Origin of the sequence: Campylobacter concisus (assembly GCF_003048985.1) — a bacterium.
GTDB classification, from domain to species: domain Bacteria; phylum Campylobacterota; class Campylobacteria; order Campylobacterales; family Campylobacteraceae; genus Campylobacter_A; species Campylobacter_A concisus_AY.
In genome coordinates, this window is the sequence record NZ_PIRS01000001.1 from 62,080 (window position 1) to 80,669 (window position 18,590).

Below are 18,590 nucleotides of genomic sequence, written 5' to 3' on the forward strand. Positions count from 1 at the left end.
TATGTTTTATACACTTTTATTTATCTATATTTTTTATGTGATTATTAAGCTTTTTTTGGCGAATTTACAGATCAGCTTTGTAAGAGTTGAAGCTAAAAAAGAGCCTGTTGTGCTTGAGGCGAGCGAGTACAAAAACGCCGCAGTTGCCGCCGTGACAAATCAAAAATTTGAAATTTTTAGCCTCATCTATCACGCCGTCATTTTCTTTGTGTGGATCAGCTTTGGGCTAAAAATGCTCTCAGACGCTTGCCTAAAAGAGGGCAGCACATCTGAAAACATCCTCTTTGTGATGAGCTTTTTGCTGATCTCGTCGCTGCTTGATCTGCCGCTAAGCATCTATGAAAGCTTTGTCAAAGATAAAAAGCTTGGCTTTTCAAACATGAGCGCAAAGATATTTTTGGTTGATACTATAAAGTCGCTGGCTCTTATGCTCATTTTTGGCTCGGCCTTCGTCTGGCTCGTGCTTTTATGTATAAATTTTCTTGGAAATTTTTGGTGGTTTTGGGCGTTTTTGCTAAGTTTTGGCATCGCAATAATTATAAATTTGATATATCCAACGCTCATCGCGCCTATTTTTAATAAGATGTCGCCGCTTGAAGACGGCGAGCTAAAGGGCAAGATAGAGGGTCTGCTTAAAAAATGTGGCTTTAAAAGTAGCGGTGTCTTTACGATAGACGCTAGCAAGCGAGACAACCGCTTAAACGCCTATTTTGGCGGGCTTGGAGCGACAAAGCGAGTGGTGCTTTTTGACACACTCATAAAAAAGCTAAGCACCGAGGAGATCGTGGCTGTTTTAGGTCACGAGCTTGGGCACTTTAAGCATAAAGATATCCTAAAAATGATAGCGCTAAGTGCGGTCATGCTCTTTTGTCTATTTTTCATCTTTGGAAACGTTGGCGCAAGCGCTTATGAGGCGATAGGACTAGGGCAAAATGGCGCTAGTATCATCATCTTTTTGGTGCTTTTCTCGCCTATTTTTAGTTTTCTTTTCTCGCCGATCATCTCGCACTTTAGCCGTAAAAATGAATTTGGCGCAGATAGATTTTCAAAAGAAATTTCAAACAAAACCGACATGATAAACGCCCTAACCAAGCTTGGCAGCGAAAACAAAGCGTTTCCAAAGTCACACTGGCTTTACTCATTTGTCTATCACTCGCACCCAAGCCTTTTTGAGCGGATAAATGAGCTAGAAAATGAGAGTTGAAGAGGCTTTAAAGCAGGCAAATTTAAGGCTAAAGCCACTTTGCGAGAATCCAAGCAGGGTGGCTAAAATTTTGCTCATGAGCTACCTTGATGTGAGCATCGAGTGGATATTTTTAAACCAAAAGAGCGAATTTGACGAGAGCGGCTACTTTGCCCTTGTAGAGCGCTTTGAAAACTATGAGCCACTTGAGTACATTACCGGCAAGGCTGGCTTTTATGGGCTGGAGTTTGAGGTAGAAAGCGGGGTTTTGATACCGCGCCCAGAGACTGAAAATTTAGTTGATAAAGTGCTTGAGATTGCAAGCAGCTATAAAGCGCCAAAGATCGCTGAGATCGGCACTGGCAGCGGGATAATAAGTGTCATGCTAGCCCTTAAAACAAACGCTAAAATAGTAGCCACCGATATAAATGAAAGGGCTCTAAATTTGGCTAAAAAAAATGCGCTTAAATTTAATGTAAGCGAGAAGATCGACTTTGTAAAGTGCTCTTACATAGATGAAATTTCAGGTGATATCGACATCTTGGTCTCAAACCCGCCTTATATCGCGCGAGACTATAAACTTGATAAATTTGTGATAAACGAGCCGCATGAGGCACTATTTGGCGGCGAGATCGGAGATGAAATTTTAAAAAACATCATCCTTATCGCTAGAAATCGCAGCATAAAAAATATCGCCTGCGAAATGGGCTATGATCAAAGAGCGAGCATGGAGATGGCGCTAAAATTTAATGGCTATAAAAGCGCTTTTTACAAGGATTTAGCGGGCTTTGACAGGGGCTTTTGCGCGAGATTAAAACTATAAAGGAGAGAGGTTGAGAAGTATCTATTTTTTACTATTAGCAGCGGTGATCGGCACTGAACTAACGCTTGGCATTTTGGTCGCACCAGTCATATTTTTCCCGCAAAACATCATAGGCGAAGGGGTGCTCACGCATTTTATGAGCGGGCAGATGATGACAAAGATATTTTTAAAATTTAACTATGTTTTGCTATTTGTAAGCGCATTTATGGCAGTTAGCGAGCTCTTTGATCTAAGAAAAAAGATTGCATTTTCACTAAAATTTAGCACATTTATGCTCTCGTTTTTAAACTTAGCCCTAGCGCTAAGCTTTGTCTTTATCTTCACGCCTTTTATCGTGCAGGCTCAGGGCCTTGGCGCAGAGGCGACGCAGACGGCGGAGTTTGCCAAGATGCACAGCACAAGCGAATATGTGATGAAAGTGATGCTTGTTTTGCAGCTCATTTTGTTTTTTGTGAAATTTAAGATCAGTCAAAATGAACGCCAAGCCTAATATCCAAATCTTAACGAATTTTTTAGCCGAATATACGACAGCTATGGTGAGTGCTGGCACATACACTGCGCGCGTAGAAAAGTGCGTAGACCGCATAGCCAATCACTACGGATACGACGTTAGCGTGACCATTTTCGTAAAGTATTTTACTATTAGTGTGATGGACTCGGTTGATAACTCCCTGCGCCGAACTTATGTGAGAAAGATCCCTCTAGGGCACGTTAGTTTTAACAGAATTTCCGAACTATCATCGCTTAGCTGGCAAATTTTAGATGAGGGCTTGAGCTTAGATGAAGCTAAAGAGAGTTTTGATAGTGTGATGAGTGTTGGTGCAAATAAATTTGCTAGCTCGCTTATCTTAATAAGCCTTGCAAATGCGGCATTTTGCAGACTTTTTGGAGGCGATGCTGGCTCAGTTGTTTGTATATTTTTTGCAACGCTTGTTGGCTACACTCTTAAATTTGCCCTTGCAAAAATGGGCGTAAATTTAAAAATCCAATACGTCCTGACATCCTTTGTCGTCTCATTTATAGCCTATCTTGGCGTATCTTACGGACTTACGCACACAAGCGACGTGGCGATAGGCTCGTCTGTGCTCTTTATGATGCCTGGCGTTTTTCTCATAAATTCAGTCTTTGACATCCTAAACGACAACACCCTTGTTGGCATCAGTAGAGCCATAAGCACGGGCATCCTCATACTTTGCATGGCTGTTGGCGTCTATATCACGCTAACGCTTAGCAGCGCGGAGATATTAAATGTTTGAGCTTTTAAGTGAAACGCTTGTAGATGCTGGCTTTGCTGCGGTGGCTGGACTTGGCTTTGCCTATGCTAGCTCGCCTCCAAAAAGAACTCTCATATTTTGTGCCTTGCTTGCTGCATTTGCGCATGCTAGCCGCTTTTGGATCATGCAGATGGGATTTTTTAACATCAGTGTCGCAACGCTCATCGTCTCTTTTATGAGTGGAATTTTAGGCATGCTCTTTGCCAAACGGCTCAAGGTGCCAGCTGAGATCATCGCATTTCCAGCGCTTTTGCCGATGGTGCCAGGAGTTTTTGCATATAAAGGGATATTGGCTCTTTTTTCATTTTTAAATGAGACAAGCATCGCTAAGAAAAATGAGTATTTGATCATATTTTTTGATAATGCTATCACGACTACGACAGTCTCGCTAGCACTAGGTGTGGGCGTTTCGGTGGTGCTTACCTTGTTTTATGATCAATCACTTATGATAACTAGAGGGGCTAAACGAGAGCCTAGCAAGAGCAAATGAAAATTTAAAGGAGCTTTGCAGTGAAGATAAGAATTTATTACGAAGATACCGATGCAGGCGGCATCGTCTATCATACAAATTATATTAAATATTGCGAGCGAGCCAGAAGCGAAGCGTTTTTTGAAGCTGGGCTAAATTTCACAAAAGAGGGCGGATACTTTGTCGTTTTGGCACTTGAAGCTAAATTTCTCGCTTCAGCAGTGCTTGGCGATGAGGTTTTTGTGAGGACAAAACTCATAGAACTTAAAAAAGCAAGCCTTGTTTTAGAGCAAGAAATTTATAAATTTGAAGAAAAAGATGCCGAAAAAGTGCTCTTTAAAGCGACTATCACGCTAGCTTTTATGAAAGAGGGCAGGCTAGCAAAGATAGATGAGAGCATGAAAACTTTTATAAATGAGGTTAAATTCTAGCAAGCAAAACTGCTAAATCCCGCTTGTGCTGTTTTGCTCCTGCGAATTTACCTCATTAAAGTGATCGCTTTTTGTATCATAAATTTTCACATCATATAAAACTTGCGCGCCTTCAACTCTCTCAGCAAAAATTTTGCTGGCACTTTTGTTTATGAAATTTGTATAGATATACTCCACTCCCAAGGCACTTGAGTAGCCGATCTGTGAGTATCTAAAATCAACTCCAAAAAGATCTCCAAGACCTAAAAAACTCTCATCAAGCGAGTTTAGCGAATTTGCCACAAAGAGGTTTTGTCTATCTCTTTGCGTGATAGTGCTAAAGATATTTGGCAAGAAATTTATCTGCGTGCTTAAAAGCGCGTAAGGCTTTATCTCAAAGCCTCTCATCTGCGTTGCCACAAGGGAGGCTTTGACGATAGGGATGTTTAAAAAGACGCTTGCGTTATCAAATTTAGACTTTTTGCTTAAAGTGTTGTTTAAATTTATATCTTTGCCAGTGATCGAGCTCTCGTAGTAGTCGCTACTTTGCATGCGCACATACTCGTTTAGCTTTTGTGCTAGCGCGCTGCCATCGTCAAAGGCGACTATTTTTTCGTTGGCAAAAGCGAGCAGGGCTGAAATTTGCGCTTTGTAATCAACTCCGCCAAAGATCAAATTTGGCTTTGGAGCTGCCACAAAAGAGCTATGAACGCTAGGGATGTAGATGAGCTCGTTTGGCAATATTAGAGAATTTACTATGTTCGCGCCATTTTGAGTAAGGGCTGCTATGAAGTAGATAAAGCCCTCGTTTCTAGCGTTTTGAAGCGCGTTTTGAAGGCTAGGCAAACTCTCGTCGCTACTATTTATAAATTTCACTTCGACATTTGCATCTTGCTTTAAGATATAGCTTAGAATCGCGTTTGATACGACATTTGCGTATGATTTTATAACCTTTTGAGGGATGATGACTGCTATCTTGTCGCTTTGCGCAAGCTTTAAAACCATCTCTCCGCCAAGCGAAGCGTAAAGGTCTAAAAGTGCCTTGTCATCTATCTTTGCTGGCTCAAATCTCGCCATAAAACTAGCTAGCATATCGCTCTTAATAAGCTCATTTAGGCAAGAACTATCACAAAATTCTGGCTCTAAATTTATGTAAGCGATCTTTGCTGGCGGTATGCTTGAGAGGCTTTGATTTTTAGTGATGTTGCTTTCAAATTTTGCCTCGGTGATCTCGTCTTGCATCTCGCTTAATGCTTCATTTTGCGCTGCAAAAAGGCTTACAAATATAACTAAAAAAAGAAAAATTCTTTTCATATCACTCCCTTGATTTTTTTCAAATCATCTATAAAATTTTCTTCAAAACTTGGATTTTTACTGATCCACTCTGGTGAAAAGGTTGGCATTATAAACCTATCATCATCTTTTAAAATGCTCCCTCTTATGCTTGAAAATCCGCCCTTTGAGAGCAAATTTGGATAAAGATGCATGAAAGCTTCCTCTCCTAAAGTGATGATAATTTTTGGCTTAATAAGTCTTATCTCTTCTAAAAGATATGGCCTACAAAGCTCAAACGAGCTCTTTAACGCTGGATTTTTCGCGTCACTATTTGAAATTTCACAGCGCAAAAGCAAGCTTATATAGACACTATCTTTTTCTAAATTTAAGCCATTATTTATAGCATTTTCTAAAATTTTGCCACTTGCGCCTTCAAAATAATCATCTTTTTTGCAAAGCGATACGAACATTATCTTGCTATTTTTATCGCCAAAGCCAGTAAAAACGCACTTTGAGCTATTTCTTAAAAAGCAAAGAGAACACTTTTTTATCTCACTATTTAGCTCGTCTATGCTGTTATAATCTTGATATTTACTTAAATTAAGAAAATTTTCATCTATAAAATTGTAACCGATCGCTTTTAAAAAAAGTAATTTTTCTAAGAGATCTTTATTTTTATGAAATTTCATTTTTGGATTATAACTTGATTTACTTAAAGTTTAAATTATAGTTTTTTCGGGCTGATTTATTCAAAGGAATTTAAGTATTGCTTTGATAAAATCCCACTTTTTATATTAACTTTAAGGATAGAAATGAAAAGGACTTATCAACCTCATAAAACCCCTAAAAAACGCACTCACGGCTTTCGTTTAAGAATGAAAACTAAAAATGGCCGTAAGGTTATCAACGCTAGACGTGCTAAAGGTAGAAAAAGATTGGCTGCTTAGCTGGTTTTGAGTCACTAAGTGACTCGAGAGAATTTTCTCAGGTTTATAAGGAGGCCAGCAAATGGCACTGCGACGCTTGCGTAGTTTTTTATAAACCTACAATTGAAAAAAAATTAGCAGTTGTTGCTAGCAAAAAAGTAGGAAAAGCAGTAGTTAGAAATAGAGCAAAGAGACTTTTAAGAGCTGCTTTTTTTTCTATTTCTAATGAGCTAAAAGATGGCACTTACATTATGGTCGCAAAAAATGGAATTACAGAAATTTCATTTGACAAAATTTGTAAAAATTTGAGCTGGTCTACAAAAAAAATGGGATGTCTAAAATGAAAAAATTTGCGATTAAATTTATCGCTTTTTATCAAAAATATATTTCCATACTTCTGCCAAAAAGCTGTCGCTACTATCCGACTTGCTCACAATACGCCATTTGGGAATTTCAAACAAACAGCTTTTTCTCTGCTTTTTTTGCAACATTCATGCGAATTTTAAGATGCAATCAACTTTTCAAAGGCGGTATCAACTACCCAATCATCCGCAAAAAATTTAACTCATGTTTTATATTTCAAAAAAGCGATACCAAAAATGTAAATTTCTGGTTTATCCCTTGCCAAAATAGTAAATTTTATGTCGTAAAAGTATTAGATAAATTAAAGGAAAAAAATTAAATGGAACAGATGTCTATGCAAAAAAGGTTGCTTCTTGCAGCACTTTTGTCAATCGTATTTTTCATAGTATATGACTTTTTTATGCCAAAAAGAGCTCCACTAGAGCAAAACCAGACAACGATCTCTCAAACAATGGATCAAAGCAAAGCCCCAGCCTCTACTAACGATACTCCAAAATCAAATGAAAATTTAGCTTCAAACGAAATAATCGCTACCATCAAAGGTCAAAGCTACGAAGCAAAGATAGATAAGCTAGGTAGGATTGCAAAATTTTATTTAACCGAAGATAAGTACAAAACAGAAGATGGCAACAAAATCGAGCTTGTTTCACAAAATCCACTGCCGCTTGAGCTTAGATTTAACGATAGCACTTTGAATGCTGATGCTTTTAAGGTTGCATATAGCAGTGACGCTAGCGAGGTAGATGCTAGCAGCGAGCCTAAAACTATAAAACTCACTCAAAATTTAGATGGTGTTACAGTCACAAAAAATATCAAATTTTATCCAAATGGTCGTTACGAGGTTGAAGTAAATTTAAGTAAAAGTGTTGATTATTTCATCACTCCTGGCTTTAGACCAAATATCGCGATAGATAGCTACACAGTTCATGGTGTTATGCTTAGAAATACAGACGATAGCCTAAATATCATAGAAGATGGCGATGCAAAAGAGGTTAAAAACTATGCAAACACAACTATAGCGGCTGCATCTGATAGATACTACACAGCGCTATTTTACTCATTTAACAAGCCGTTTGAAGCTATTGTGGATAAAGATGCAAATAACAATCCTATCGTCTTTGTAAAGACAAACGATAGTCTAAAATTAGGCGCTTACATCGGACCAAAAGAGCATAAAATTTTAAGCTCGATGGACGAGAGGCTAAATGACGTTATCGAGTATGGTTGGTTTACATTTATAGCAAAGCCGATGTTTGCATTCTTAAATTTCTTACATAACTACATTGGCAACTGGGGTTGGGCGATAGTTGTGCTAACGCTTGTCATAAGGATAGTTTTATTCCCACTTACATATAAGGGTATGCTATCGATGAATAAGCTAAAAGAGCTTGCTCCAAAGGTAAAAGAGATCCAAACAAAATATAAAGACGATAAGCAAAAGATGCAAGTCCATATGATGGAGCTATACAAAAAACATGGCGCAAACCCGATGGGTGGCTGCTTGCCGATCTTGCTTCAAATTCCGGTATTTTTTGCGATCTACCGCGTTTTACTAAATGCGATCGAGCTAAAAGGTGCTCCTTGGATACTTTGGATACACGATCTTTCGGTAATGGATCCATACTTTGTATTGCCTATCTTGATGGGTCTAACGATGTTTTTACAACAAAAACTTACACCAACGACATTTACTGATCCTATGCAAGAAAAGGTTATGAAATTCTTGCCTTTGATCTTTACATTTTTCTTTGTGACATTCCCAGCAGGTCTTACGCTTTACTGGTTTGTAAATAATGTTTGTTCAGTCGTTCAACAAGTTTTTGTAAATAAACTTTTTGAAAAACATAAAAAAGCTGCGGAGGTAAAGGCTCAATGAAGATAGAAGCAAATACCCTCCAAGAGGCATTTCAAAAGGCAGCCGAGCAGCTTAACTGTTCAGTTACTGAGCTTGATATAAAGGTCTTGCAGCATCCAAGTAGCGGATTTTTTGGATTTTTCAAAAAGACTGCGATCATTGAGGCAAATTTAGAAAATCAGTCAAAACCACAGCATAAACCAAAAAATGATAGAAATTTTGCTAAAAAAAGTGATGAAAGTGAGCCTGTAAAAGAGGAGAAAAAACAGAGTAAAAAACACGATCATAATGATAAAAAGCGAAATCCTAAAAAGCATAAAGATGAGAAAAATGAGGCTAAGTCTGAGCAAAAAGAGCATAAAAATGAAAAGCCAAATTTGAGTGAAAAAAACTCAGCTCTTGCTAAAGATGCCTTTGCTGAAAAGGGCGAAAAAGAGGCAGATGAGCCAGGATATGTTATAAAAAGACTTGATGAGCCAAAAGAGCCAAAAGAGACTAAAGTGGCAAAAGAGCCACAAGCTAGCAAAAGTGCTCCTAAAAATATCCTAGATACCTCAATCATCGAAAATTTCAACCAAACTGATGAAGAGAGCGCGCCTCAAGCTTTGCCAAAAGAGAAAAAAGAGAAGGTTGTAATCGATTTCGATAAAATTTTGCCTGAGATAAAAGAGGGTATGACACGTCTCTTTAAAGCAAGCTGCTTTGAGATAGACAAGGTAGAAGTTAGCAAATTTAACGATGAGACCGTGCTTATAGAGCTAGACGGTGCTGATGCGGCACTGCTTATAGGCAAAGAGGGTTATAGATATAAAGCGATCTCTTATATGCTCTATAACTGGTTAAATTCAAAATACAACCTCGCTATCCGCCTAGAGATCGCGCAATTTTTGCAAAATCAAGAAGCGATGATGGATCAATATCTAAATGGTGTGATCGAGCGTGTGCAAAATAGCGGTAGAGCCCAAACAAAGCCACTTGATGGAGTTTTGGTCAAGATCGCGCTTGAGAAACTTCGCGAGAAATTCCCAGATAAATATGTCGGCATAAAAAGCGGCAATGACGGCAAATTTGTCGTTGTAAATGACTTTTTTAAAAAATGAGTGAAACTATCGCAGCCCTTGCCACAGCTTATGGCATCGGCTCAGTTTCTATCGTAAGGCTTAGCGGCAAGGACGCCCTGGCCACCTCTTTAAAACTACTTAAACTTTCAAATTTAGAGCCAAGATACGCAAAACTAGCCAAAATTTACTCCCTTGATGATGAAATTTTAGACGAGGGCATCGTTATATATTTTAAGGCTCCTGCAAGCTTTACTGGCGAAGATATCGTCGAGTTTCAAACTCATGGCGGCGTGATGGTGAGCGAGAGAATTTTAAATGAGCTAATAAGAGCTGGCGCTAGGCTGGCAATGCCTGGTGAGTTTAGCAAGCGAGCATTTTTAAATGGCAAAATGGATCTAGCCAAGGCCGAGGCGATGCAAGGGCTCATCACTTCAAAAAGTGAGATCGCTGCTAAAATTTTGACCCGCCAAATGCAAGGTGATCTTAGTAAATTTGTAGGCGAGATCAGGGGTGAAGTGGTCAAAACTCTTGCCTTTGTTGAGACGATGATTGACTATGCTGATGATGATCTGCCAGCAAATTTGCTAGAGCAGACTAAGCAGATGCTTTTAAAAAATAGCGAGAAGCTAGAGCGTATAGCAACTCTTAGCGAGCAAAGAAGGGGACTGATCGATGGCTTTAAGATCGCTATCGTTGGTAAGCCAAATGTTGGCAAAAGCTCCATTTTAAACTCGTTTTTGGCATACGAAAGAGCGATCGTTAGCGATGAGGCTGGCACAACTAGAGATAGGATAGAAGAAAATTTCAAGATCGGCTCGCATCTAGTTCGCATAATAGACACCGCAGGCATTAGAAAAGATGCCGGAAAGATCGAGCAAATCGGCATAAACTACTCGATCTCTGCCATAAACGAGGCCGACATTATCCTAGCTGTCTTTGACGGCTCATCTTTAAGCGACGAGCAAGACAAAGAGATAATCAGGCTCGTCTCTAACTCAAACAAAAAAGCCTTTTTTATCTTAAACAAAAGCGATCTTGCGTTTAAATTTGACATAGAGTTAGAAGGCGCTATCAAAATTTCTGCAAAAACCGATACAAGCGTAGTTTTAAAAGAGCTTGAGGGCTATCTTAAGACACAAGACACCGACGAGATCATGCTAAGCTCAAACCGCCAAATTTTAAGCTGCAAAGAGGCGAGCGAGGCTTTAAAAAGAGCGTTTTTAAGGCTAAATGAAGAGGAGCTAGAAATTTTTGCTTACGAGCTAAATACCGCGATAAAGGCGCTTGCAAGTATCACAAAGCCATTTGAGAGAAGCGAAATTTTAGATGAGATGTTTAGCCATTTTTGTTTAGGAAAATGATACTTTTTTTGGTTAAAATTTGCGCTTTTTAAAGGAGAAAAAATGAAAATTTTACTTATAAATGGTGGCAAAAAATTTGGCCATTCAGATGGCAGGCTCAATCAAACACTTCACGATCTTGCGTGCGAAAAACTAGCAAAAATGGGTCACGAGGTAAAGCAAACCGTGATAGATCAAGGCTATGACATCGAGGCTGAAGTTGAGAAATTTCTCTGGATGGATGCGGTAGTTTGGCAGATGCCAGCTTGGTGGATGGGCGAGCCTTGGATAGTGAAAAAGTATATCGACGAGGTCTTTACAGCAGGTCATAGCAAGCTTTATACGAGTGATGGCAGGCATAGGGTGGATCCAACTAAAAACTACGGTAAAGGCGGCTTACTAAATGAAAAGAAATTTATGCTAAGTCTTACTTGGAATGCCCCAGCCGAGGCATTTAGCGATCCAAACGAGTTTTTTGAAGCGCGTGGGATTGATGGAGTTTATTTTCATTTTAGAAAGGCAAATGAATTTATGGGCTTAAAGTCGCTTCCGCACTTTATCTGCTGCGATGTTATCAAGATGCCAGACGTGCCAAGATACCTAAAAGAGTATGAGGCGCATCTTGAAAAAGTTTTTAAAGCGTAAAATACTTCTACCGCCCTCTAGCCTTTTGCGCTAGGGGGCATCTAAATTTATATCTTTTGTGTGGGGAAAATGAGGACAAAATTTCTATTTTTAGCTGCTACTATCTTATTTGCAGGGTGCGCTGGCAAGCAAATTTTAAAGCCAAGCGAAAAGTCAAATTTGCTCTACCTTGAAAATAATGAAACCCTGCACGAAATGAAATTTTATAAGCTTCAAAATAGCCTAGATGACTTTAATAAATTTGCAAACATTGTCGGCAAGGCTGAGATAAAAGTAGCCAGCGCAAATGCAGGATTTAGCGCTCTTGGTGATCTTATGCAAGGCAGCGCGGCAGACAAAATGGTGCTTGTTAAAAATTTTGGCACAAATCATGAGCTCATCTTATCAAATGCTAGTGACATAGAGGAGCTAGTAAATGCAAAAAATATCAAATTTTATGAAATCTCAAATGGCGCTATCAAAAGCGTGGTTTATAACACAAAGAGCATGCCAGTTTGCGAAGCTTTTGTGAGCGGCAAAGAGGCGATAAAAGTAAAAAGCGTAACAAATCACCCTTTGAAAAATGGCTTTTTTGCAGTGATCTTAAACTCAGATATATCTAATGAACAAGGCTTTTTTCTAAGAGAGACGAGATATTATTTCAACCTTTCAAGCGAAGATGAAGAGAAGATTAAGGCTGAGACGCTAACGCAAAATTTTTATAAAACATTTATCGAAAGTGACCTTGTAAAACAAGGCGAAATTCTCTCAAATGTGCTTTGTTTTAGTAAATTCCAAAAGGCTTTTTAGTAACTTTTTATAAGCAAGGTTGTAAAATAGCTTAAAATTCTTAAAAGGTTACATCAATGGATAAAGCTACCATACAAGCACATAAAATCAGCGACGAAGAGTATGAGGAGATCTTAAAAATTTTAGGCCGTGAGCCAAATTTACTAGAGCTTGGCATATTTTCAGCTATGTGGAGCGAGCACTGCAGCTACAAATCAAGCAAAAAATACCTAAACGGCTTTCCGACAAAGGCACCTTGGGTCATCCAAGGACCTGGTGAAAATGCTGGCGTCATCGACGTTGGCGACGGGGTTGCAGCTGTGTTTAAGATGGAGAGTCACAACCACCCAAGCTTTATCGAGCCGTTTCAGGGCGCTGCAACTGGCGTTGGTGGAATTTTAAGAGACGTCTTTACGATGGGCGCAAGAGTCGTTGCGAACATGAACTCGCTTCGTTTTGGCGAGATAAGAGGCGAGGGCGAGCTAGCTAAAAAACATAGATATTTGCTAAAAGGAAGTGTTGCTGGCATAGGGCATTACGGCAACTGCATGGGTATCCCAACGATCGGCGGCGAAACTACCTTTGATCCTAGCTTTAATGGCAATATCCTAATCAACGCCTTCGCGCTTGGCCTTTGCAAAAGTGATGAAATTTTCTACGGTAAGGCTGAAGGCGTGGGCAACCCAGTCATTTACGTGGGCTCAAAGACCGGTAGAGACGGACTTGGCGGCGCTGTTATGGCGAGCGATAGCTTTAACGATGAAAATAAATCACTTCGTCCAACGGTGCAAGTAGGCGACCCATTTGCTGAGAAGCTGCTCATGGAGGCGTGCCTAGAGCTCTTTAAAAAAGACTACATCATCGGTATCCAAGATATGGGCGCAGCAGGACTTACAAGCTCTAGCTTTGAGATGGCAGGCAGAAGTGGCAGCGGCATGAAGATGTATCTAGACCGCGTGCCGATGCGCGAAGTTGGCATGACGCCTTATGAGCTAATGTTAAGCGAGTCTCAAGAGCGTATGCTAATATGCGCCAAAAAAGGCTATGAGCAAAAGGTTCTTGAAATTTTTAGAAAGTGGGACCTTGACGCCGAGATCATCGGTGAGGTCACAAGTAGTGGTGTGATGCAGCTTTACTGGCATGGTGAGCTTGCAGGCGAAATCCCTATCGGCCCACTTAGCGAAGCAGCTCCAGTGCTTGATCGTCCAGTCGCACGTCCAAAATACCTTGATGAGATAGCAAATTTAGAAATTCCAAATAATGTTGATAACAAAACTGCATTTTTCAAGCTTTTAAAAGAGCCAGAGGTGCTAAATAAAAGCTTCATCTACGACCAATACGACGCAAATATCCAGACAAACACGATAAAACAGCCAGGTCACTTAGGTGCTGCAAGTATCAGAGTAAAAGGCACTAAAAAGGCCGTCTCTATGGCTGCTCAGTGCGATCCTAGAGCAAATTTCGTTGATCCAAAAGTTGGTGCTGCAAGAGCAGTTGCTGCAGCTGGTAGAAAGGTAGCGATGAGCGGCGCTGTGCCACTTGCGATCACTGACTGCTTAAACTACGGCAACCCGCAAAATCCAGAGGTTATGTGGCAGTTCAAAGAGGGATGTGAAGGCATAAAAGAGGCTTGCCGTGAGCTAAATACGCCAGTTGTGAGCGGCAACGTGAGCCTTTATAACGACACTGACGGCGTTAGCGTCTATCCAACGCCAGCCATCGTCACGGTTGGTGTAAATGAAGATGCAAATTTAAATCTAAAAAGCACATTTTTAAGCGAGGGCAGGGCGATTTACTTGCTTGGCGAGACAAGTGGAGAATTTGCAGCTTCGCTTTACGCAAAGGCGCTATTTGACGTGGTTGGCGGTAAGCTAAAAGAGGTTGATTATAAAGCTGAGCGAGCCCTTTGGGACCTAGTGATAGAGGCAAATAAAGAGCAAATTTTAGAGTTTGCAAATAGCGTGGGTGTGGGCGGTCTTGCTATCACGCTGGCAAAAATGGCTAGCATCTCAAACATCGGCGTAAATTGTGAAGTTAAATTTAAAGAGCCAAATTCCATCTTTGATGAGAGCTTTTCAAGAGCGGTTGTGGGTGTGAAAGACGAGGCTAAATTTGAAGCGCTTGCGACTAAATTTGGTGTGAAATTTGAAAAGATCGGCGTTAGCGGAGGCAAGAGATTTAAGCTAAATGAGATAGATGAGAGCTTAGAGGACGTAAGAGAAATTTATCTAAATGAGTTTGCGAAAATCGTAAAAAAGGAGGACTAAGAGATGTTTTCTAAAAAGGAAAAAACAAGCGGGGAAAAGGAAGTAGAGCAAAACGAGAAAAAGGGCGTGGCGAAACCGCCAGTGCTCTTTAGCGATACTCAAAATTTGATAAGTACGATAGAAAAAAGGCTAAATGCCCCTTTGATAACCTACTATAACTCAAACGCTGGTAATGTCTGCGGCAACGATGCAAGCGCTATGTATGAAATTTTAAAGGGTAAAAAGATAGACACTGCCTATCTTTTCATAAAAAGTGATGGTGGAAGCGGTATAGCTGCACTTAGGATCATTAGCACGCTTAGAAACTACTGCAAAAATTTAATAGCACTGATCCCATCAAACTGCGCTTCAGCTGCTACGATGATGGCGCTTGGCGCAAACGAGATCGTGATGGGTCCGCTTGCCTATCTAACTCCAGTTGATACCTCTTTAAAACACGAGCTAAGCCCTACAAACAAGGGCAACGAGCTTGTTAGCGTCTCTATGGACGAGCTTAGCCGTGTAGTCAAGCTTTGGAAAGAGCAGGACAAAGATAGACCAAACGACACAAACCCATATAACTCGCTATATGAGTATATCCACCCGCTAGTTTTTGGTGCGGTTGATCGCGCTAGTTCGCTCTCTCTTAAAATTTGCTCTGAGCTACTTAGATATCACATTGAAGATGATAAAAAGATCGTTGAAATTTCAGAGCGACTAAACGCAGACTACCCAGCACATGAGTATCCGATACTTTTTCGTGAGGCGCAGGAGATCGGCCTGCATGTCAAAAAAATGGACGATGATCTAAACGAGATGCTTCAGGAGCTTACGCTGCTTTACTCAGAGATGGGACAGCGAGCCTTTACCGACTACGATGAGAACAGCTATCATGATAACAACATCGCAAATATCATCGAGACAAATGGCAAGCAAATTTACTATCAGATCGATAAAGACTGGTTTTATCGCCCTGAGGAGCGCCGCTGGAACGTGATGAATGACGAGAGCTCATGGCGCAAAAATGAGCTGGTAAATGGCAAGATAAAAAATACAATCTATCACTTGTGGTAATATGTCTGGAGTCCTGTTTTTACTGATATTAGGCGGTGCGATATTTTTATTTATGAATGTCCAAAGTAGTAACCGCAAGAAACAAGCAAATGTAGATGAGGCTAAATTTCTAGTCTCACTGCTTGCAAAAGTCGCTAAAAGTGACGGCAGAGTTAGCGAGCTAGAGGCTAGGCTGATCACTCAAGTGCTTGATGATCTAAGCCAGAAAGTTAGCGGCGTACGTGAGTATCTAAAAGAGGTTTATAACAGCCAAAAAGAAAATGTAGATAACGCCTATGAAACCGCCAGAAACTACAAGCGCGCGTTTAATCTAAACTACGATACCTGCGTGGCTAGGCTCACTTTTTTTCTAAATTTAGCCTATATAGACGGAGAATTTAACAAAAGCGAGCAAGACGTCATAAGAAATATCGCTTATGGATTTGGCATCGATAAAGAGACGCTTGATGAGATAATCTTTAAATTTGATAGCTTTTATGGCTCGAGGTTTGGGGCAAATCACGATGAGATAAGCCAAGAAAACGATGCATTTGAGGTTTTAGGACTTAGTAAAAATGCAAGCCTCGATGAGGTAAAAGCTCGCTACAAAGAGCTTGTGAGGCAGTATCACCCTGACATTTTGATGGGCAGAGGCGAGAGTAAAGAGGTGATAGAGCGCTCTACTAAGAAGCTTCAGGAGATAAATGAGGCTTATGGGAGATTAAAAGAGAAATTTGGAGTTTAGATGAAGAAATTTGTGATTTTACTTTTGGCTGTGGCTGGCTTTTGCAGAGAGCTAAACGTGAGCGATCTTGATGGAAATGAGATCAAATTTGAGCTAAAAGATAGCACGCTTTTTGAAAATGGCAAAAAGATCGGCGAATACAATAAGACAAGCGCTAGCATCATCCTAGCTGGCAGTGATGGCGTAGAGGGTGATTTTAAGGCAGTTAGAGCTAAAAATTTAAATGAGTTTAAAGAGTATATATTTTCAGATGAGGGCGGCATAAAGGTGGTGAAATTTAGCGCTAAAAACCCAATCTGCGAGGCATTTAGTAAAAAAGAGCCTGTAAATTTAAGCGTGCTAAGTTCAAGTTATTTTAGTGGCAAGCAAATTTCAAACTATGCTTTTAGTGTGGATATCGCAGGCGGCGAGTTTCAAAATTTAGTTAAAAAGAGCCACTTTGCAGTAAATGCTAGCGGCAAAAGTTTAGAAAAACTAGAAAATTTAACAGAAGAAAATATCAAAAAAGACACAGCCATGGGGCTACTTGTGCTTGAAAAAGCGATGTGTTTGGCGGAGAAGTAAAATAAATTTAATCAATCTAAAGGAGAAAAAATGAGAGCGTTGCTTAGCGTTAGCGATAAAGAGGGCATTGTAGAGTTTGCAAAGGGGCTAGAAGAGCTTGGCTGGCAGATACTTTCAACTGGTGGCACCTACAAACTTTTAAAGGCTGAGGGTGTCAAAGCCACTGAGGTTAGCGAATTTACGGGCTCACCTGAGATGTTTGAAGGCAGGGTAAAGACGCTTCATCCAAAGATCCATGGTGGCATCTTGCACAAGCGCGATGACGCTACACACGTGGCTCAGGCAAAAGAGCATGGCATCGAGGGCATCGACCTAGTTTGCGTAAATTTATATCCATTTAAAGAGACTACCATCAGGACTGATGACTTTGCCGAGATCATCGAAAATATCGACATCGGCGGCCCAGCTATGGTAAGAAGCGCTGCTAAAAACTTTAAAGATGTGCTTATAGTCACAAGCGTGCTTGACTACGATGAAATTTTAAAGCGCCTAAAAGAGAAAAGCGATGATTACGAGTTTAGAAGATCGCTGATGATAAAGGCGTTCGAGCACACAGCAGCCTATGACAGCATGATCGCAAACTATATGAATGATAGATTTAATGGCGGTTTTGGCGATGCTAGATTTATCGTGGGAAGCAAGGTTTTTGACACTAGATACGGCGAAAATCCACACCAAAAAGGCGCACTTTACGAGTTTGATTATTTCTTTTCAAACAACTTTAGAGCGCTAAAAGGCGAGGCAAGTTTCAATAATATGACCGATATAAATGGCGCTTTAATGCTTGCAACTAGCTTTGATGACGCTCCGGCAGTGGCTATCATCAAGCACGCTAACCCTTGCGGCTTTGCGGTAAAAGATACGCTGCTTGAGAGCTACGTGGCAGCGCTTAAGTGCGACCCGATATCAGCATACGGCGGCGTGGTGGCGATAAATGGCACGCTTGATGAGGAGCTAGCTAAAAAGATAAATGAAATTTACGTTGAAGTAATCATCGCTGCAAATGTCGATGATGCCGCGCTTAAAGTGTTTGAGAGCAAAAAACGCATCAAAATTTTCACTCAGGATAATAAATTTTTAGTCCGCGCAAATGATAAATTTGACTTTAAGCACATTGATGGTGGATTTGTATTTCAAGAAAGAGACTTCGTAAAAGACGAAGAGCTTGAAAATATGAAGCAAATGAGCAAGAAATTTGCAACTGGTAGCGAGCTAAAAGACGCTCAGATAGCGTGGAAGGTGGCTGCACTAACAAAGAGTAACTGCGTGGTTTATGTAAAAGATGGCGCGATGGTGGCCATTGGCATGGGTATGACTAGCCGTGTGGATGCTGCTCGTGCGGCCGTGGCAAAGGCAAAAGAGCTAAAGATCGATCTAAGTGGCTGCGTGCTTGCAAGCGAAGCGTTCTTTCCGTTTAGAGACAGCATCGACATCGCTAGCAAAGTGGGCGTAAAATGCGTCATCGAGCCAGGCGGCAGCATCAGAGATGATGAGGTGATAGAGGCTGCCGATGAGCACGGCATGTCGCTATACTTTACTGGCGTTAGACACTTCTTGCACTAAAATTTAGGGGCACTTTGCCCCTTACTT

21 protein-coding genes are annotated in these 18,590 nt (G+C 40.5%); 19 read left to right on the forward strand and 2 right to left on the reverse strand.

Translation table 11 applies throughout. The annotated features are described in order from the left end of the window. The first annotated feature begins 1 nt into the window (after window position 1). The 6 genes from CVS91_RS00290 to CVS91_RS00315 are packed head-to-tail and all read left to right on the forward strand — an operon-like array spanning window position 2 to window position 4,180. Window positions 2-1,204 carry a M48 family metallopeptidase gene (locus CVS91_RS00290; protein ID WP_107829469.1) on the forward strand — a complete coding sequence of 401 codons (1,203 nt, stop codon included), beginning with the start codon at window positions 2-4 and terminating at the stop codon, window positions 1,202-1,204. After that, the gene (gene prmC / locus CVS91_RS00295; RefSeq protein ID WP_107829471.1) at window positions 1,194-2,006 is read left to right on the forward strand and encodes a peptide chain release factor N(5)-glutamine methyltransferase; all 813 of its coding nucleotides are present in this window, start codon (window positions 1,194-1,196) and stop codon (window positions 2,004-2,006) included. Before CVS91_RS00290 ends, prmC begins: the two co-directional genes overlap by 11 nt. 10 nt (window positions 2,007-2,016) lie before the next feature. Further along, window positions 2,017-2,496 carry a DUF4149 domain-containing protein gene (locus tag CVS91_RS00300; RefSeq protein ID WP_103632502.1) on the forward strand — a complete coding sequence of 160 codons (480 nt, stop codon included), beginning with the start codon at window positions 2,017-2,019 and terminating at the stop codon, window positions 2,494-2,496. Further along, window positions 2,480-3,262, forward strand: coding sequence for a threonine/serine exporter family protein (locus CVS91_RS00305; RefSeq protein WP_107829473.1), 783 nt, complete (start codon window positions 2,480-2,482; stop codon window positions 3,260-3,262). The genes CVS91_RS00300 and CVS91_RS00305 overlap by 17 nt, the downstream gene beginning before the upstream one ends. After that, window positions 3,255-3,770, forward strand: coding sequence for a threonine/serine exporter family protein (locus tag CVS91_RS00310; RefSeq protein ID WP_103598396.1), 516 nt, complete (start codon window positions 3,255-3,257; stop codon window positions 3,768-3,770). Before CVS91_RS00305 ends, CVS91_RS00310 begins: the two co-directional genes overlap by 8 nt. Window positions 3,771-3,790: 20 nt before the next feature. Then, complete coding sequence (locus CVS91_RS00315; protein ID WP_107829475.1) at window positions 3,791-4,180, forward strand: YbgC/FadM family acyl-CoA thioesterase; 390 nt, start codon at window positions 3,791-3,793, stop codon at window positions 4,178-4,180. A 12-nt stretch (window positions 4,181-4,192) separates the two neighbouring features. On the opposite strand, the gene CVS91_RS00320 is transcribed toward CVS91_RS00315, so the two are convergent. After that, entirely contained in the window at window positions 4,193-5,473 is a 1,281-nt protein-coding gene (locus CVS91_RS00320; RefSeq protein WP_107829477.1) for a hypothetical protein, read from the reverse strand. Beyond that, window positions 5,470-6,123, reverse strand: a complete 654-nt coding sequence (locus tag CVS91_RS00325) for a uracil-DNA glycosylase family protein (RefSeq protein ID WP_087581858.1) — start codon at window positions 6,121-6,123, stop codon at window positions 5,470-5,472. The genes CVS91_RS00320 and CVS91_RS00325 overlap by 4 nt, the downstream gene beginning before the upstream one ends. A gap of 123 nt (window positions 6,124-6,246) precedes the next feature. Here CVS91_RS00325 and rpmH point away from each other — a divergent pair, with 123 nt between their 5' ends. The 13 genes from rpmH to purH all read left to right on the forward strand — a co-directional run bounded on the left by rpmH (window position 6,247) and on the right by purH (window position 18,563). Then, window positions 6,247-6,381, forward strand: coding sequence for a 50S ribosomal protein L34 (gene rpmH / locus CVS91_RS00330; protein WP_002940373.1), 135 nt, complete (start codon window positions 6,247-6,249; stop codon window positions 6,379-6,381). Further along, window positions 6,369-6,704 (forward strand): ribonuclease P protein component, encoded by a 336-nt coding sequence (gene rnpA / locus CVS91_RS00335; protein WP_035142427.1) that lies wholly within the window; start codon window positions 6,369-6,371, stop codon window positions 6,702-6,704. The genes rpmH and rnpA overlap by 13 nt, the downstream gene beginning before the upstream one ends. After that, window positions 6,701-7,042: a membrane protein insertion efficiency factor YidD gene (gene yidD, locus CVS91_RS00340; RefSeq protein ID WP_002940252.1), complete on the forward strand. Its 342-nt coding sequence runs from the start codon at window positions 6,701-6,703 to the stop codon at window positions 7,040-7,042. Before rnpA ends, yidD begins: the two co-directional genes overlap by 4 nt. Continuing rightward, window positions 7,043-8,599 carry a membrane protein insertase YidC gene (yidC, locus tag CVS91_RS00345; protein ID WP_107829479.1) on the forward strand — a complete coding sequence of 519 codons (1,557 nt, stop codon included), beginning with the start codon at window positions 7,043-7,045 and terminating at the stop codon, window positions 8,597-8,599. Then, window positions 8,596-9,678 carry a Jag N-terminal domain-containing protein gene (locus tag CVS91_RS00350; RefSeq protein WP_107829481.1) on the forward strand — a complete coding sequence of 361 codons (1,083 nt, stop codon included), beginning with the start codon at window positions 8,596-8,598 and terminating at the stop codon, window positions 9,676-9,678. Before yidC ends, CVS91_RS00350 begins: the two co-directional genes overlap by 4 nt. Further along, window positions 9,675-11,000: a tRNA uridine-5-carboxymethylaminomethyl(34) synthesis GTPase MnmE gene (gene mnmE, locus CVS91_RS00355; RefSeq protein WP_107829483.1), complete on the forward strand. Its 1,326-nt coding sequence runs from the start codon at window positions 9,675-9,677 to the stop codon at window positions 10,998-11,000. The genes CVS91_RS00350 and mnmE overlap by 4 nt, the downstream gene beginning before the upstream one ends. A 42-nt stretch (window positions 11,001-11,042) precedes the next feature. Further along, on the forward strand, window positions 11,043-11,624 hold the full coding sequence (locus CVS91_RS00360) for an NAD(P)H-dependent oxidoreductase (protein ID WP_107829485.1): 582 nt from the start codon (window positions 11,043-11,045) through the stop codon (window positions 11,622-11,624). A gap of 69 nt (window positions 11,625-11,693) precedes the next feature. Then, window positions 11,694-12,413 carry a hypothetical protein gene (locus CVS91_RS00365; protein WP_107829487.1) on the forward strand — a complete coding sequence of 240 codons (720 nt, stop codon included), beginning with the start codon at window positions 11,694-11,696 and terminating at the stop codon, window positions 12,411-12,413. Window positions 12,414-12,469: 56 nt separating this feature from the next. After that, complete coding sequence (gene purL / locus CVS91_RS00370; RefSeq protein WP_107829489.1) at window positions 12,470-14,659, forward strand: phosphoribosylformylglycinamidine synthase subunit PurL; 2,190 nt, start codon at window positions 12,470-12,472, stop codon at window positions 14,657-14,659. 3 nt (window positions 14,660-14,662) lie between these two features. Next, on the forward strand, window positions 14,663-15,712 hold the full coding sequence (locus tag CVS91_RS00375) for an SDH family Clp fold serine proteinase (RefSeq protein ID WP_107829491.1): 1,050 nt from the start codon (window positions 14,663-14,665) through the stop codon (window positions 15,710-15,712). A gap of 1 nt (window position 15,713) precedes the next feature. Beyond that, window positions 15,714-16,436: a TerB family tellurite resistance protein gene (locus tag CVS91_RS00380; RefSeq protein WP_107829493.1), complete on the forward strand. Its 723-nt coding sequence runs from the start codon at window positions 15,714-15,716 to the stop codon at window positions 16,434-16,436. Beyond that, window positions 16,437-17,000 (forward strand): hypothetical protein, encoded by a 564-nt coding sequence (locus CVS91_RS00385; RefSeq protein ID WP_107829495.1) that lies wholly within the window; start codon window positions 16,437-16,439, stop codon window positions 16,998-17,000. It begins immediately after the preceding gene. Between the two features lie 30 nt (window positions 17,001-17,030). Continuing rightward, window positions 17,031-18,563, forward strand: coding sequence for a bifunctional phosphoribosylaminoimidazolecarboxamide formyltransferase/IMP cyclohydrolase (gene purH, locus CVS91_RS00390; RefSeq protein WP_107829497.1), 1,533 nt, complete (start codon window positions 17,031-17,033; stop codon window positions 18,561-18,563). Window positions 18,564-18,590: the final 27 nt, after the last annotated feature.